The sequence below is a fragment of the Streptomyces durhamensis genome (assembly GCF_000725475.1).
GTDB classification, from domain to species: Bacteria; Actinomycetota; Actinomycetes; order Streptomycetales; family Streptomycetaceae; genus Streptomyces; species Streptomyces filipinensis.
The window spans coordinates 1-14,704 of record NZ_JNXR01000036.1; the positions used below are offsets into that span (position 1 = coordinate 1).

Below are 14,704 nucleotides of genomic sequence, written 5' to 3' on the forward strand. Positions count from 1 at the left end.
CTGGGTTGATAGGCCGGATCTGGAAGCCAGGTAACTGGTGGAGGTGACCGGTACTAATAGGCCGAGGGCTTGTCCTCAGTTGCTCGCGTCCACTGTGTTGGTTCTGAAACCACGAACGGCCCCACGTTTCACAGAGCGTGGTGCGGCAAGGTTCGACAGTTTCATAGTGTTTCGGTGGTCATAGCGTGAGGGAAACGCCCGGTTACATTCCGAACCCGGAAGCTAAGCCTCACAGCGCCGATGGTACTGCAGGGGGGACCCTGTGGGTTATGCTCGGCCGCATGCGCTATGACTACGACATCCGGTCCATAGACCCCGACGAGTGGGCCGAGGTGAAGCAGCTGCGGTTGGACGCGCTGCGGGACCCGGACGCTCACCTTGCCTTTCTGGAGACGTACGAGGAGGCCGCGGCCCGGGCGGACACCTTCTGGCAGGACCGGGCGGTCGGATCCGGCGCGGGTTCCACGGCGGCCCGGCAGTTCATCGCCGAGGCGTCCGACGGGGCCTGGGCGGGCTCGCTGACCGTGCTCATCGAGGAGGCCGGGACGAAGGACTGGGCGGGGTTGGCCGTCGAGCGCCGGCAGGGGCATGTCGTCGGCGTGTACGTCCGGCCCGAGCACCGTGGGAACGGGCTGATCAAGGCCCTGTTCGACGCGGGAGTGGGATGGGCGCGGGAGCGCGGCGCCGAGCGCGTACGACTTCTGGTGCACGAGGACAACGCCCGGGCCCAGGGCGCCTACCGCAAGGCGGGGTTCGTGCCGAGCGGGGTGATCGTGCCGTTCGTGAAGGACGGCGCGCAGAACGAGCTGGAGTTCGTGCTGGAGTGGCGTCCCTAGACCGGTAGTTCCTGGTGCGGCCAGCGGGAGCGGGCCTGTTCGCGGGAGCGGAGCAGGGCGAGGGTCGGCAGCCCCTGGTCGTGGCCGGTGGCGAGCAGGTCCGGAAGCTGGGGGAGCGGGGCCACCGCCGCGACGTCGTCCAGGACCAGGGTGAGTGGTGGGTCGAGCCGACCGGAGGATGACCGTTCGGCCATGCGCCGGCCGCGCTCGACCACGCTCGAGACGAGGGCCGTCAGGAGGGGCATGGCGCCGGGATTTGTCCTGGGGTCCTCGATGGATTCCCCCACCACATAAAGCGTGCCCCCTTCGTGGACGAAGGAATCCAAGGTGAGGGCATCAGTTCGGTTTGGGGTGCAGGCCTCGCGGATGTTCACGGTGAACAGTGCGGACAGGGCACGGCTGGTCAGTTCCTGGGCGATGTCCCGGCGTTCGGGGTGCGCGGTGAGCGCGGACTCCAGTTCGCCGGCGGCGCCGGGGGCGGCCTTGGGGTGGGTGCGCAGGGTGCGCACGGCGTCCTGGATCTGTGTGCCCTGGGACCAGCGGTGCACGTGGCGGATGGTGCGGTTCTCCAGGGCGGCGGCGTGGAGGTAGCTGCGCAGGAGGGTGGTCGCCGTGTCCGCCATGGTCTGGTCGATCTTCGCCATGGGCTGGACGGGAGCGAGCAGTGCGGTCGCTCGCTGCAGCGCCGTCTGCTTGTCCTCGCAGCCCGCCGTGGGGGACCAGTGGAGTCGGGCCGGGCTGTCACAGAGGTGGCTGGGGTCGTAGAGGAGGGTGGGGCCCAGTTTGGCTCGGGCGTCCTTCGTGTCCGACCAGAGGGCGGGGTTCGAGGTGACGACGAGGGCGGGGCCCTCGGCGTCGCGTACGGCCTGGGCCGCGACCGGTTGCCGGCTTTCCAGGGGTGCCACGACCACTCGTTCCCATCCGCCCGCCCGTTCTCCCTCACCGGGGAGGGTGCCGGGAGGCGGCGTCTGCTGGCGGGGCACCGTCGGCGTGGGTGTCGGCTCGGTGCGCGGTGGTGGTACCTCGTACCGCTGCTCGACGGGCGCGGCCTCGATGGGCGCGGTTGCGACGGGCAGGGTCTCTGCGGGCGGGGCCTCGGTGGGAAGTGTCTGGGTGGGCGGCGCCGGTTGGGTCGTCGTGGTCGTGGTCGTGGTCGTGGTGTTGGTCTTGGCGGTCGCGGTGCGCCGGGCCCTTCCGGCGCGCCATCGTGCCACCGCTCCTATCGCGAACAGGGTGAGGACGAAGAGGACCATCAGCTGGCCGATGAACAGGCCCCAGAACAGTCCCCAGCCGGACAGCTGGGACGTGGGGGTGTCCGGCCAGGCGCCGGTGATGTCGTGGGGCTGGGCGATGAGGTGACGCATGGCCAGGGGGGTGCGGGCGAAGGAGACGCCGTCCGGCCAGGCGCCGTGGGCGAAGAGGGCGGCGAGGCCCGTGGCCGTCCACACCAGCACGGTCATGCCGAGGAGGAACGCGAGTATGCCGATCAGGAGGCCGTCCGGGATGCCGCCCTGGCCTTCCCTGCGGTCGTCGCGGCGATCGCGCGCGTCCGGTCTCACCGTTCCTCCCTCTGTTCCTACGCCACCGTGGATTCGGAGTCGCCGAGGTGCTGTTCCACGAAGGCCGCCGCCCGCTGTTCGGCCTCCAGCTCGGCGGCGCGCAGGGCTTCGTCGGCCAGGAGGTCGCTGGAGGACTCGGTCATCGCGCGGTCGGTGAAGACCAGCGGGCGTTCCGTCTCTGTGACCAGGTGTTTGACCACCTGGACATTGCCGTTGACGTCCCATACGGCGATGCCGGGCGTCAGTGTGGGGATGATTTCCACCGCCCACCTCGGCAAACCCAGCACGCGGCCGGTGGCCCGTGCCTCGTCCGCCTTCTGGGCGTAGATCGTCCTGGTCGACGCCATCTTCAGGATCGCCGCCGCTTCCTTGGCGGCGGCCCCGTCGACCACGTCGGACAGGTGGTGGACGACGGCGACGAAGGACAGGCCGAGCCGGCGGCCGAACTTCAGCAGGCGCTGGAACAGCTGGGCCACGAAGGGGCTGTTGATGATGTGCCAGGCCTCCTCGACCAGGAAGATGCGCTTCTTCCGGTCGGGGCGGATCCAGGTGTGCTCCAGCCATACGCCGACGATCGCCATGAGGATCGGCATGGCGATGGAGTTGCGGTCGATGTGGGAGAGGTCGAAGACGATCAGCGGGGCGTCCAGGTCGATGCCGACGGTGGTCGGGCCGTCGAACATGCCGCGCAGGTCACCGTCGACCAGGCGGTCGAGGACCAGGGCGACGTCGAGTCCCCAGGCGCGTACGTCGTCTATGGCGACGTTCATCGCCTCGGCCGACTCGGGCTCGGGGTGTCGTAGCTGCTCGACGATGTCGGTGAGGACCGGCTGGCGGTGGACGATCGTCTCGTTGACGTAGGAGTGGGCGACCTTGAGGGCGAAGCCGGAGCGTTCGTCGAGGCCGTGGCCCATCGCGACCTCGATGATCGTCCGGAGCAGCGCGAGCTGTCCGGTGGTGGTGATCGCGGGGTCGAGGGGGTTGAGGCGGATCCCGTGGTCCAGTGCGGCCGTGGGGTCGAGTCGGATGGGAGTTATCCCCAGCTCCTGCGCGATGAGGTTCCATTCGCCGACGCCGTCCTCGCCCTGGGCGTCCAGGACGACGACCTGGCGGTCCTTGAAGCGCAGCTGGCGAAGGACGTAGGTCTTCTCCAGGGCCGACTTGCCGTTGCCGGACTCGCCGAGGACGAGCCAGTGCGGGGCCGGGAGCTGTTGGCCGTACAGCTGGAAGGGGTCGTAGATGTAGCCCTTTCCGGAGTACACCTCGCGGCCGATGATGACGCCGGAGTCGCCGAGGCCGGGTGCGGCCGTGGGCAGGTAGACGGCCTGGGCCTGGCCTGTGGAGGTGCGCACTGGCAGCCGGGTCGTCTCGACCTTCCCGAAGAGGAAGGAGGTGAAGGCGTCGGTGAGGACGGACAGCGGATCCCGCATCGGCGAATCAGCCCCTACCTGCGGATGCCGGTGGCGAAGGGAAGTGTGTTCACGAAGGCGCGGTGGTGCTCGCGGTCGCACCACTCCAGCTTGAGGTACGACTTTCCGGCGGATGCCCTTATGGTCCGCTTGTCGCGGTTGAGGGATTCCGGGGAGCGGGCGGAGACGGTGATGTAGCCGACGAGGTTGACGCCGGCGGCACCGCTAGCGAGGTCTTCGCCTCTCTGGTCGAGCCGGTTGTGGGCGGCGATGTCCCGCGGGTCCACCGTGCGGTTCATCTTGGCGGCGCGGGAGGCCTCGGCCTCGTCGTTGGTCTTCTCGGTCAGCATGCGTTCGATGGCTACCTCGGTGGGTTCGAGATCCATCGTGACGGCGACCGTTCGGATGACGTCCGGTGTGTGGACGAGGAGGGGGGCGAGGAAGTTGACCCCGACCGGGGTCATCGGCCATTCCTTCACCCAGGCGGTGGCGTGGCACCAGGGGGCGCGGGTGTTGGACTCGCGGGTCTTGGCCTGGAGGTAGGTGGGCTCCATGGCGTCCAGTTCGGCTGGCCAGGCGTTGCGCTGGGTCATGGCCTGGATGTGGTCGATGGGGTGGTCCGGGTCGTACATGGAGTGGATGAGGGAGGCGAGCCGGCCCTGGCCGAGGGGCTGTCGTACCCGGATGTCGGCCTCCTGCAGGCGTGAGCAGATGTCGGTCAGCTCGCGGGCCATGACGACGGCGAGGCCGGCGTCGCGGTCGACCTTGCCGCCGTGGGTGCGGACGGCGCGGGCCATGGCCTGGGCCTCGGCGGCCAGTTCGCGGTTGTAGTGCATGCAGGCGACGAGGTAGGCGCGGTGCTGTTCGCTGCTCGTGGAGACCATGGACTGGAGTTGGTCGTACGAGCGGGCCAGCCAGTCGGGGGCCTTCTCGTCGCCGCGCAGGCTGACGTCCTTGGCGTGGGCGTCGGGGTCGGCGGGCAGGGTGCGGGCGAGCATCTGCAGCCGGGTCACGAATCCGTCGCCGTTGGCGACGTGCTTGAGGAGTGTGCCGAAGCGGTCGACGAGGGCTTCCTGGTCCTCGGAGTCGCGCAGGCCGACGCCCGGGCCCTCGATCTCGATGGCGGCGGTGACGGTCTTGCGGTCGGCGTGCAGGAGTACGGCGATCTCGTCGGGTCCGAAGGGGGCGGCGAGCCAGGTGATGCGGCCGATGCCGGGCGGTGGGCCGACTTCGACCTCGCGGCCGTCGAGGGCGGTGCCGGCCTCCATGGCGGTGGACCGGTACACGGCGTTGCCGGACTTGACGGTTCGCTTGTAGCTGCGGTTGATCTCGACCCACTTGTAGAAGGTGCGGCGCTTGTAGGGCACGTAGACCGCGGCGAGCGCGAGCAGCGGGAAGCCCATGAGCAGCACGATCCGCAGGGACAGGACCGGGACGACGAGGCCGCACATCATGCCGAGGAACGCGCCCGCGATGATCAGCACGATCTCGCCGGACTCGCGGTTCCGGCCGATGATCGCGTTCGGCCGGGCGCGGCCGATGAGATACGTACGGCGGGGCGTGATCGGATGGGACAGGTGGGACTCGGTCGTCAACGCCCTTCACCTCCCGAGCGGTTGTTGCGGGTGTTGCCTGCGTGCGGGGTGTTGACCGGGCTGGGCGCGCGGGGCGCGGGCGTGGCGGAGGGGACTGCTCCGCCGCCCCCGGTGGGGGTACGGCCGCTGTGGGCGGCGACGCCGCCGGTGACGGGGTTGGCGGGGCGGGGGCTGCTGGAGGCGCCGGCGGCCGCTCCGTTGTTGTCCGCGCGGGTGCTGTGGGTCTTGATGCCCTGGGCGACGAGGGAGGCGGGGGAGCTGATGACGGCGGCGGCCTTGCTTTCGGCGCCCTGCATGATGCGGTTGTTGCGGCCGTTCGCGATGTCGTCGCCGAAGCCGGGGACGAAGCGGTAGATCATCGCGCTGGCGAAGATGGCGAGCAGGATGATGGCGAGGCCGGAGACCACGGCGGAGAAGGCGTCGGGGCCGTTGCCGGAGGAGAGGGCGCCGGCGAGGCCGAGCACGATGACGATGACGGGTTTGACCAGGATGACCGCGATCATGATGCCCGCCCAGCGGCGTACGTGGCCCCAGAGGTTCTTGTCGACGAGGCCTGCGTAGACGACGGTGCCGAGGAGGGCGCCGACGTAGAGGAGTGCGGCCCTGATGACGAGTTCCAGCCAGAGGACGCCGGCGGCGAGGATGCTGACCAGGGAGACGACGATCAGCATGATGGGGCCGCCGCCGATGTCGGTGCCCTTGTTGAGGGCGCCGGAGAAGGTGCCGAAGAAGGTGTCGGCCTGGTCGCCGGTGGTCTTGGCGAGGACGTCGGTGACGCCGTCTGTCGCCGAGACGACGGTGTACAGGATGAGGGGGGTGAAGGCGGAGGCGAGGACGGTGAGCCAGAGGAAGCCGATGGCTTCGGAGATGGCGGTGGTGAGCGGGACGCCGCGCACGGCTCGCTTGGCTACGGCGAGCAGCCACAGCACGAGGGTGAGGATCGTGGAGGCGGCGAACACGATGGCGTACTGCTGCAGGAACTTGGGATTGGTGAAGTCGACGTTGGCGGTCTCCTTCACGGCCTTGCTGAGCTTGCCCACCGTCCAGGCGGCAGCCTCGGCGCAGCCCTTGGCCAGCGAGGACAAGGGATCGAGGGTTGAGGTGTCCGGGACGTTGGCACCGCCGGATCCGCTGGTGGTGTTGCCGCGTTCGCAGTACTTCTTGGCTTCGCCGGAGATGACGTTGCAGTTGTACCTGCTCTTTGTCGGTGAGGGGGTCGGACTGCCGGAAGGGGTGGGCGAGGGCGCGGCGAAGGCGCGCGTGGCCAGCAGTACGGCGGTGGTCTGTACGGCTGTCACGGCTCCGACGAGCTTGAGTGCACGTTGCGGGTTACCGGGCATACGTGAACCCTCCGTACTCTTCGATGGCCTTGCTGATCTCGTCGGAGGTTGCGGCCTTGTCGTCGCCGGGTACCGGTGCGGGGCCGTCCCTCTGGGTGTCGGAGACGATCTTCCAGTCGCCGTCGGACCACCGCAGGTCGAACGTCCACGTCTTCCAGGACGAGGTGACCGGGTCGGTCGAGGCGGTGCCGGCCATGCCGATGAGCCCCAGGTACCAGACTGCGACCTTGGCGTCGTTGTCCGTGTATTGCAGCACCGTCGTGCCGACCGGGACCACGCGGGAGACGAACGTACTGCCCTTGGGTGGGTTGCCCGCTGTGTCGAGGCCCATCTTGGCGAGGAAGTCGGCGGAATAGGCCTGGTTCATGGGGCCCCCGAGTCGGGTCGCCGCCTCGGGGGTGTAGAGGAGGTGCAGGAGCGCGTTGCGGCTGTCCTTGTTGAACATGTCAGTTGAGCCAAGTGCCACGGCGTAGTTCGAGGCCGCCGACTGTGCTCCCTGCTGGGTTTGGGTGAATCCCGTCGGAACCCCGGACGACTTGGTGTCCACGGGACGTGTTCCGCTGGCCGCCGTGGGAGCGGTCGTCGGCTTGTCGTTCTTCGCGGACGAGCGGTCGGAGGATGAACCGTCGCCTCTGTTGGCGAAGGCGATGGCTGCGATGAGGAGTACTGCTACGCCGACCACCGTGACCAGGCTTCGGGGGGAGGAGCGGGGGGGGGTGCGGCGGGGGGCGCCGCCGTAGGGGTCGCTGTCGGGGAGGCGGGTTCTGGTGTGGCCGGTGTCGGCGTAGGTCTGTTCGTCTCCGGGGTTCATGCCGCGTACGCCCTCTCCGCCTCGTAGAGATATGACGGTAGCCGTGCTGGTTCCCGCGCGGGCGCGGTGTGGTGACTCGTCGTCAGGGACATCAGGGAGACGCAACCTCAGCCGGAGGAGGAAGGCGGGGTCAGACCGCCATGCCGTACACGATCGTGAACAGGGTGCCGAGGGAGCCGATGATGAAGACCCCGGTCAGGCCGGCGATGATGAGGCCTTTGCCCTGTTCGGCGCTGAAGGTGTCGCGCAGGGCCGTGGCGCCGATACGTTGCTTCGCCGCGCCCCAGACCGCGATGCCGAGGCACAGGAGGATGGCGACGGCCATCACCACCTCGATCATCACCTTGGCCTCGTTGCCCAGGCTGCCGAAGGGGCCCCAGTCCGGAGCGATCCCGCCGATGATGGTGTTGATGTCTCCCTTGTCGGCCGCAAAGAGCATGTAAGTCACCGCCCCTGGTGGGTAGTTCCGCTTGGCCCCCTGCGGGGTGCAGAGGTCAGGCCTCATTGTCGCCGACAACGTCGCCAACGTATGTCGACTTGACGTCATTGGCTGGTGGGTTTCGTACGTGTAGCCCGTATGGTGACTCTGTGTATCACGGCAGGTCACGCCGGGCAACGAGGTGCCCCCGGAACCTGTCGTGTGGTTCCGTCGTTGTCCTCCTTTACGACCTGGGCCGGTTTCTGACGGCTGGTCGGGTGAGGCGCCGGGATGATGTTCTCACGGGCGGGGGAGCGGAAGCCGGCAAGGCCCCGGCGGTGGTGGTCGCCGGGGCCTGTGACGTGCGGTCGGGGTGGTTCGCGGGTCTCGGACAGGGAAAACGGGCCGCGGCCGGCTGCCGTGACCCGTCCTCCTGTCCGCGCCGCCGAGGGGACCCCACGTCCCCCTCACCTGGCGGCTCCCCGTGACCCGACGGGGTGGTTCAGGCGGTGCTCAGCTCGCGCCGAAGGCGTCGGTGCCCTCGGGGGTGCCCCAGCCGGTCGGGCCGTCGTAGCCGGACCGGGCGGTGCAGAAGTACGACGTCGAGCACGTGCCGTTGCTGCCGCTGGTGACGTCGTTGAGGGCGGAGGTGCCGGCCGCGTTGTACGGGTACCGGGCCGGGTAGTCGCTGCTGCCCGGGGTGCCGGCGAGGGCGTAGACCGAGGCGATGATCGGCGAGGAGGCGCTGGTGCCGCCGTAGGTGTTCCAGCCGGTGCCGTCGGAGCCGTAGGTGTCGTAGACGGAGACGCCGGTGGCGGGGTCGGCCACTGCGGACACGTCGGCGATCATGCGCTTGGCGCAGCCGGTGTCGGTCTGCCAGCTGGGCTTGGCGTCGTAGGCGGAGCAGCCGGAGCCGGTGCCCTCGGTGCTGCTGGTCTTCCAGACGCTCTCGGTCCAGCCGCGGCTGTCGGAGGAGGTCTTGAGGGCGGTGCCGCCGACGGCGGTCACGTACTTCGAGGCCGCCGGGTACTCGGCGCCGTAGGCCTCGTCGCCCGCGCTGGCGGTGATGGCCACGCCCGGGTGGTTGTAGTACTTGGAGTCGTAGGAGGTGTCGGAGGAGGACTCCGAGCCGCCGTAGCTGTTGGAGACGAACTTGGCGCCCAGCTTGACGGCCTCGTTCACCGCGGTGCCCAGGTTGGCGTCGGACGCGGACTTCGCCTCGACCAGCAGGATGTTGCACTTCGGGCAGGTCGCGCTGACCATGTCGAGGTCGAGGGACTCCTCACCGGCCCAGCCGCTGTCGGCGGAGGGGAGCGAGGTGGTGGAGCCGGTCTGGCCGACCTTCGTGAAGCAGCCGTTGTCGGTGGTGCAGTCCGGCAGGCCGTAGTGGGAGCGGTAGGCCGCGAGGTCGGACTCGGCGTTGGGGTCGTCGTAGGCGTCGACGATGGCGACGGTCTCGCCCGTGCCGGCCGAGGAGGCGGCGTCGGTGAGGCCGTAGGCCGACTGGAGGTCCGAGGGGCCGTAGCCCGTCGGGGAGTCGGAGGAGGCCTTCGGGGAGACGGTCTTCGGCGCGATGCCCTTCAGGGCCGCCTGCTTCTCCATGAAGGCGGTGGTGCCGCCGGTGACGCGCAGGGCGTCGCAGGCGGCGTAGCCCTTCTTCGGGGTGGCGCCGCACGCCTTCTCGTAGCGCACATGGGCCTTGGCGACCTGGGCGGCGATCGCCTTGGTGCTCACCTCGGGGTCTGCGGCGGCGGTGTCCGCGTGGGCGGTGGCCGCGGTGCCGAGGCCGGCGACGGCGAGCGCGGCGGTGGCCGCGGCTGCCGAGCCCATCCGGGTCCATCTGCCGCGTATGCGGGGGGAGTCGGGGGTGGGGGTACGCAAGGTACAGCCTCCTGGAAGTGGTGGACAGAGGCCTGCGGGTGTGGGGGTTCCACCGGGTGGGTGACCGGTGGGGGCGGCGGCCCGCGTCGACCATCGCTTGTTGAGTACGCGACAACAAGAGGCTTTCGGAATTCTGACTTCCGCGTTACCCGAGGCGGTGGGGGGCTTACTGATCAATGACGGTGTGCTGGCGCTGTGCTGGGCGCCACTTGACCCGGTGCACAGGTTCGCCGGTGGAGCCGGCCGCGGCGCGGCGGGGTCAGCGGGGCGTGAGGCCGTGGAGCAGCAGGTGGACGTGTTCGTCCAGGCCGTTCATGGCGTCCTCGGCGTCGAGCGCGCAGGCGGCGATGAGGGCGGCGAGGCCGTGCAGGCTCGCGGCGGCGATCATGGTGATCCGCTCGGGGTCGCCGGCGACGATCTCGCCCCGCTCCTGGGCGTCCGCGATCATCCGGGTGAAGGAGCCGAGGGACTCGTCGACGGCCGCGGCGAGCTGGGCGGAGCTGTCGGGGTCGTGCTTGCGCGCGAACATCAGCTCCAGCAGTTCGGGGTTCTCGACGGCGAAGCCGAGGTACGCCCGCGCGAGGGCCGCCATCCGCCCCTCGAAGCTGAGCCCGGGTTGTCCGGCGGCAGTGCCCAGGGCGCGGTTCAGCCGCTCGTATCCGTCCAGCGCGAGGGCGTCCACGAGGGCCTGCTTGTCCTTGAAGTGCCGGCCGGGGGCCGCATGGCTCACCCCGACGTCCCGGGCCAGCTCGCGCAGGGAGAGAGCGCCGGATCCCTTCTCGCGCAGGGTGCGCTCGGCGCTCTTGAGCAGGGCGGCGCGCAGGTCTCCGTGGTGATAGGGGCGGTTCGTCGGTGACGGGGACATGCGCGGCATGCGGACCATCGTAACTCGATGTTGTCGTTGACATCATTGTTGTCGGTGCCTACTTTGGGGGGCATGACCGATAAATGGAACGTGACCCGCCTGCCCGACCAGACCGGCCGTACGGCCGTGATCACCGGCGCCAACAGCGGCCTCGGCCTCGCGACCGCCGAGGCGCTGGCCGGGGCCGGAGCGCATGTGGTGTTCGCCGTACGGGACCTCGCGCGGGGCGGCGCCGCCGCGGCGAAGGTGAGCGGCAGCACCGAGGTGCGCCGCCTGGACCTGGCCGACCTGGACTCGGTGCGGGAGTTCGCGGACGCCTGGGACCGCCCGCTGGACCTCCTGATCAACAACGCGGGCGTGATGATGCTGCCGGAGCAGCGCACCAGGCAGGGCTTCGAGATGCAGTTCGGCACGAACCACCTCGGGCACTTCGCGCTGACCAACCTGCTGCTGCCGTACCTGACCGACCGGGTGGTGACGGTCTCCTCCGGCGCCCACCGCTTCGGCGACGGTGTGATCCACTTCGCCGACGTCAATCTGCGCGGCCGCTACACCCCGGTCCGCGCCTACGCCCAGTCCAAGCTGGCCAACCTCCTGTTCACCCTGGAGCTCCAGCGCCGCCTGACCGAGGCCGGGTCCGCTGTCCGCGCCCTCGCCGCCCATCCGGGCTACGCGGCCACCAACCTCCAGAGCCACAGCGCGAATCCGCTGGCCAGGGCCGTCATGGCCGTCGGCAACAGGGTGTTCGCGCAGACCGACAAGGCCGGTGCCCTGCCCACCCTCTACGCCGCGAGCCAGGACCTGCCCGGGGCGGCCTACGTCGGCCCCGCCGGCCTCGGCGAGATGCGCGGCGCCCCCACCCTGGTCGGCCGCAGCACGGCGGCCAGCGATCCGGAGGCGGCCCGACGGCTGTGGACGCTGTCGCAGGAGCTGACCGGGGTGGAGTGGGGTCTCGGGGTGAAGACGGGCTGACGTCTTTGGCCGCATTGCCCCGAGACGACGAATTCGGCCGCGCTGCGGTGGCGCTTCGGCGAGGTTTCACAGGAAAATCTCAGTGAAGTCGGAGCCGGAATCTCACCTTCGTGGGACACAGTGAGGACTGATGAAGCGCATCTCACGCATCACGGTCACCTCGCGTCCCGCGTTGCTCGGAGCTGTGGTGATGCTCGCCCTGACCTCCGCGTCCGTGGCGGCCGCCGAGGAACCAGGGCCCTTCGGGGTCACCGGCGATGCCGTGGCGAACCGGCACACCGCGCGGGTCGGCGCGCTGTTCGGCGCGGACCGGGCCGATCACCTGTCCGGCGGGCACTTCTGCACGGCCTCGGTCGTGCACAGCCCGCGGCGCGACCTCATCGTCACCGCCGCGCACTGCGTCGACGGCACCGACGGCCTGGTGTTCGTGCCGGGCTACCGGGACGGGCAGGCACCGTACGGGGTGTGGAAGGTGGGCAGGCGGTTCCTTCCGGACGGGTGGGCCAAGGACCAGGACGAGGACAGCGACCTCGCGTTCGTCGCCGTGGACGACCGGGACGGCCGAGCGGTCGAAGACGTCGTCGGGGCGAACCGGTTCGTGCCGGGGACGGCCACCGGCGCCACCGCCGTGACCCTCGCCGGCTACCCGAACTCCCGTGAGGCGCCCATCAGATGCACCAACAGGCCGCGCCCGCACAGCCGCACCCAGCAGCGCATCGACTGCCCCGGCTTCGCCGACGGCACCAGCGGAAGCCCCTGGATCAACGGCGACGGACAGGTGGTCGGGGTGCTCGGCGGCCATGAACACGGCGGCTCGACCGACGACGTGTCGTACAGCGTGGTGCTGGGCGGCGAGGCGGCCGAGCTGTACCGGGACGCGGTCGGCGGCTCCTGAGCCACCGCCGTCCGCTCACAGTGTGATGCCCCGTCAGCGGCGCGCGGCCGCCGCGGGTGTGGTGTGCCGCTCCGGGGTTCTCGTGCGGGGGCGGGTCCGCTCTTAGACTGCTGCCGGTGGACTTGCCGGTGGCGAGGGGCGGTTGACGGTGCGTAAGGCGTGGGTCGTCGGTGGTGCCCTCGTGGGGGCCGGGCTGAGCTTCGTCATGCTGCTCGTCGTCGGGGTCTACGTCGTCGCCGGGAACCTCCTCAACAGCGCCACCTCGGGAAGCCGGGGGCTCGCCAAGGGCGCCGTACCGGCCGCCTACAAGACGCTCGTGCAGCAGTGGGGCAATCTGTGCCCGGCGCTCAGCCCGGCGCTGCTCGCCGCCCAGCTGTACCAGGAGAGTGGCTGGAATCCGACCGTCGTCAGCCCCGCCGACGCGCGCGGCATCGCCCAGTTCATCCCGAGCACCTGGGCCACGCACGGGATCGACGGCAACGGCGACGGCAGGCGGGACATCTGGGACCCCGACGACGCGATCCCGTCGGCCGCTTCGTACGACTGCGAGCTCGCCAAGGACGTGAAGGGCGTGCCGGGCGACGTCTCCGACAACATGCTCGCCGCCTACAACGCCGGTGCCTACCGGGTCATAAGGGCCGGCGGGGTCCCGGCCATCAGCGAGACGCAGAACTACGTCAAGCGGATCCGCAGCCTGGAGCAGAGCTTCGCCGCGCCCGTGACCCGGATCGACCCCACCCGGCAGGCCGCCGGTGCCATCGCCTTCGCGCAGAGCAAGCTCGGCACGCCCTACCTGTGGGGCGGCGAGGGCAGGGCCGAGCAGGGCGGCCGCTTCGACTGCTCGGGGCTGACCCAGGCGGCGTACGCGAGGGTCGGGATCAGCCTGCCGCGCGTGGCCAACGACCAGTACAACGCCGGGCCGCACCCCTCAAGGGACCAGCTCCTGCCGGGTGATCTGGTGTTCTTCTCCACCGACCTCGGCGACTCGCGGGCCATTCACCACGTGGGGATCTACGTCGGCGGCGGCTATATGATCGACGCACCGCGCACCGGGGCCGTCATCCGGTTCGATCCCATCGACACCGGGGACTACTTCGGCGCCACCCGGGTCACCGCAGATGGCGCGAAAGCACTGCCCACCAAGGTGTGACCCAGCGTGAACCCGCCCCCTGAGCTGGGGTGATGAGTCTCTCTTCGATAACGTCTGCGTGATCATTCAGTGGAGAGTGGAACGTATTGATGGGAGTCGTGCGTTCCTGTTGACGTAGCCGAGCGGACGTCAGTGCGGCAGTGCAGCGGAAGCGGATCTACGGGACCACGGGGGTAGGAGCGGCGCACACGAGGTGCGTCCGGTAGACGACGAAGGGGCCGCAGCACCATGGCTGTACTCGCCGAATCCGGATCGAACCCCGACGTCGACCTGCTCTACGACATCAATGGCCTGGCCAAGGACGCGCCGCACTGGTTCGACCGGGTCATGGAGTTCGTGGGCGAGTACGGGCTGCTGGTGGCCATGGTGCTGCTGGTGTTGTGGTGCTGGTGGTCCGTGCGGCGCCGGGGTGGCGAGGACGCCGCGTCCTCCGTCGCCGCGCTGGTGTGGGCGCCGCTCGCGGCCGGTGTCGCGGTGATGGTGAACGTGCCCATACGCGGGTTCGTGGAGCGGCCCCGGCCCTTCGTGCAACACCAGGGACTGGACGTCCTCGTCTCCGGCAAGACCGACTTCTCCTTCGTCAGCGACCACGCGACGATCACCATGGCGCTGGGCGTCGGGCTGTTCGTCGCCAACCGGCGGTTCGGCCTCGCCGGCATCGGGCTGGCGCTGCTGGAGGGCTTCTGCCGGGTGTACATGGGCGTGCACTACCCGACGGACGTCGTCGGCGGCTTCGCGCTCGGTACGGCGGTCGCGCTGCTGCTGTCGCCGCCGGCCATGGCGCTGCTCACGCCGCTGATGCGGGCGGTGGAGCGGTCGCCGCGGGTGGGGTGGATCGTGCGCGGGCGATCGGCGCGGGGGGTCCCCGTCGTGCCCAGCGCCCGCCGTGAGGTCGAGTCCGAGGAACGGGACCTGGCGGCCTAGCCGGTGCCGCCGCCGGGCGCCCCGCAAGGGGCGCGGGGACCTGCGCGAC

The 14,704-nt window shown here is 70.0% G+C and carries 13 protein-coding genes and 1 rRNA gene; 6 read left to right on the forward strand and 8 right to left on the reverse strand.

Annotated features, from left to right (window positions below; translation table 11 throughout):
- The first annotated feature begins 170 nt into the window (after positions 1-170).
- A 5S ribosomal RNA gene (gene rrf, locus IO33_RS0136625) occupies positions 171-283 on the forward strand.
- Entirely contained in the window at positions 282-836 is a 555-nt protein-coding gene (locus IO33_RS0136630) for a GNAT family N-acetyltransferase (protein WP_209438983.1), read from the forward strand. The genes rrf and IO33_RS0136630 overlap by 2 nt, the downstream gene beginning before the upstream one ends.
- Here the strand turns inward: IO33_RS0136630 and IO33_RS0136635 are convergent.
- From IO33_RS0136635 to IO33_RS0136670, 8 genes are all read right to left on the reverse strand, one after another.
- Positions 833-2,395 (reverse strand): type IV secretory system conjugative DNA transfer family protein, encoded by a 1,563-nt coding sequence (locus tag IO33_RS0136635; RefSeq protein ID WP_031173230.1) that lies wholly within the window; start codon positions 2,393-2,395, stop codon positions 833-835. The two genes, IO33_RS0136630 and IO33_RS0136635, sit on opposite strands and share 4 nt — an antisense overlap.
- 17 nt (positions 2,396-2,412) lie before the next feature.
- Entirely contained in the window at positions 2,413-3,825 is a 1,413-nt protein-coding gene (locus IO33_RS0136640; RefSeq protein WP_031173232.1) for an ATP-binding protein, read from the reverse strand.
- A 14-nt stretch (positions 3,826-3,839) separates the two neighbouring features.
- A complete protein-coding gene (locus IO33_RS0136645; RefSeq protein ID WP_031173234.1) occupies positions 3,840-5,399 on the reverse strand; it encodes an SCO6880 family protein in 1,560 nt (519 codons plus the stop codon).
- Positions 5,396-6,739 (reverse strand): hypothetical protein, encoded by a 1,344-nt coding sequence (locus tag IO33_RS0136650; protein ID WP_031173235.1) that lies wholly within the window; start codon positions 6,737-6,739, stop codon positions 5,396-5,398. Before IO33_RS0136650 ends, IO33_RS0136645 begins: the two co-directional genes overlap by 4 nt.
- Positions 6,729-7,550: a DUF8175 domain-containg protein gene (locus IO33_RS0136655; RefSeq protein WP_031173237.1), complete on the reverse strand. Its 822-nt coding sequence runs from the start codon at positions 7,548-7,550 to the stop codon at positions 6,729-6,731. The genes IO33_RS0136650 and IO33_RS0136655 overlap by 11 nt, the downstream gene beginning before the upstream one ends.
- A 130-nt stretch (positions 7,551-7,680) precedes the next feature.
- Positions 7,681-7,989 carry a hypothetical protein gene (locus IO33_RS0136660; RefSeq protein WP_014673544.1) on the reverse strand — a complete coding sequence of 103 codons (309 nt, stop codon included), beginning with the start codon at positions 7,987-7,989 and terminating at the stop codon, positions 7,681-7,683.
- A gap of 492 nt (positions 7,990-8,481) precedes the next feature.
- The gene (locus IO33_RS0136665; RefSeq protein ID WP_031173240.1) at positions 8,482-9,849 is read right to left on the reverse strand and encodes a S53 family peptidase; all 1,368 of its coding nucleotides are present in this window, start codon (positions 9,847-9,849) and stop codon (positions 8,482-8,484) included.
- 259 nt (positions 9,850-10,108) lie between these two features.
- Positions 10,109-10,723 (reverse strand): TetR/AcrR family transcriptional regulator, encoded by a 615-nt coding sequence (locus IO33_RS0136670; protein ID WP_209438984.1) that lies wholly within the window; start codon positions 10,721-10,723, stop codon positions 10,109-10,111.
- A gap of 63 nt (positions 10,724-10,786) precedes the next feature.
- Between IO33_RS0136670 and IO33_RS0136675 the strand changes: the two genes are divergently transcribed.
- The 4 genes from IO33_RS0136675 (at position 10,787) to IO33_RS0136690 (ending at position 14,655) form a co-directional block, all read left to right on the forward strand.
- Complete coding sequence (locus IO33_RS0136675) at positions 10,787-11,686, forward strand: oxidoreductase (RefSeq protein ID WP_031173244.1); 900 nt, start codon at positions 10,787-10,789, stop codon at positions 11,684-11,686.
- Between the two features lie 130 nt (positions 11,687-11,816).
- Positions 11,817-12,581 (forward strand): trypsin-like peptidase domain-containing protein, encoded by a 765-nt coding sequence (locus tag IO33_RS0136680; RefSeq protein ID WP_031173247.1) that lies wholly within the window; start codon positions 11,817-11,819, stop codon positions 12,579-12,581.
- A 142-nt stretch (positions 12,582-12,723) separates the two neighbouring features.
- Positions 12,724-13,731 carry a C40 family peptidase gene (locus tag IO33_RS0136685; RefSeq protein ID WP_031173250.1) on the forward strand — a complete coding sequence of 336 codons (1,008 nt, stop codon included), beginning with the start codon at positions 12,724-12,726 and terminating at the stop codon, positions 13,729-13,731.
- 228 nt (positions 13,732-13,959) lie between these two features.
- Positions 13,960-14,655 (forward strand): phosphatase PAP2 family protein, encoded by a 696-nt coding sequence (locus IO33_RS0136690; RefSeq protein ID WP_031173252.1) that lies wholly within the window; start codon positions 13,960-13,962, stop codon positions 14,653-14,655.
- Positions 14,656-14,704: the final 49 nt, after the last annotated feature.

What these genes read in the sequence shown, in the direction of transcription:
- IO33_RS0136630 (WP_209438983.1), top strand. Translation starts at nt 282, where the DNA reads ATGCGCTATGACTACGACATCCGGTCCATAGACCCCGACGAGTGGGCC.
- IO33_RS0136640 (WP_031173232.1), bottom strand. Translation starts at nt 3,825, where the DNA reads ATGCGGGATCCGCTGTCCGTCCTCACCGACGCCTTCACCTCCTTCCTC.
- IO33_RS0136650 (WP_031173235.1), bottom strand. Translation starts at nt 6,739, where the DNA reads ATGCCCGGTAACCCGCAACGTGCACTCAAGCTCGTCGGAGCCGTGACA.
- IO33_RS0136655 (WP_031173237.1), bottom strand. Translation starts at nt 7,550, where the DNA reads ATGAACCCCGGAGACGAACAGACCTACGCCGACACCGGCCACACCAGA.
- IO33_RS0136660 (WP_014673544.1), bottom strand. Translation starts at nt 7,989, where the DNA reads ATGCTCTTTGCGGCCGACAAGGGAGACATCAACACCATCATCGGCGGG.
- IO33_RS0136670 (WP_209438984.1), bottom strand. Translation starts at nt 10,723, where the DNA reads ATGCCGCGCATGTCCCCGTCACCGACGAACCGCCCCTATCACCACGGA.
- IO33_RS0136675 (WP_031173244.1), top strand. Translation starts at nt 10,787, where the DNA reads ATGACCGATAAATGGAACGTGACCCGCCTGCCCGACCAGACCGGCCGT.
- IO33_RS0136680 (WP_031173247.1), top strand. Translation starts at nt 11,817, where the DNA reads ATGAAGCGCATCTCACGCATCACGGTCACCTCGCGTCCCGCGTTGCTC.
- IO33_RS0136690 (WP_031173252.1), top strand. Translation starts at nt 13,960, where the DNA reads ATGGCTGTACTCGCCGAATCCGGATCGAACCCCGACGTCGACCTGCTC.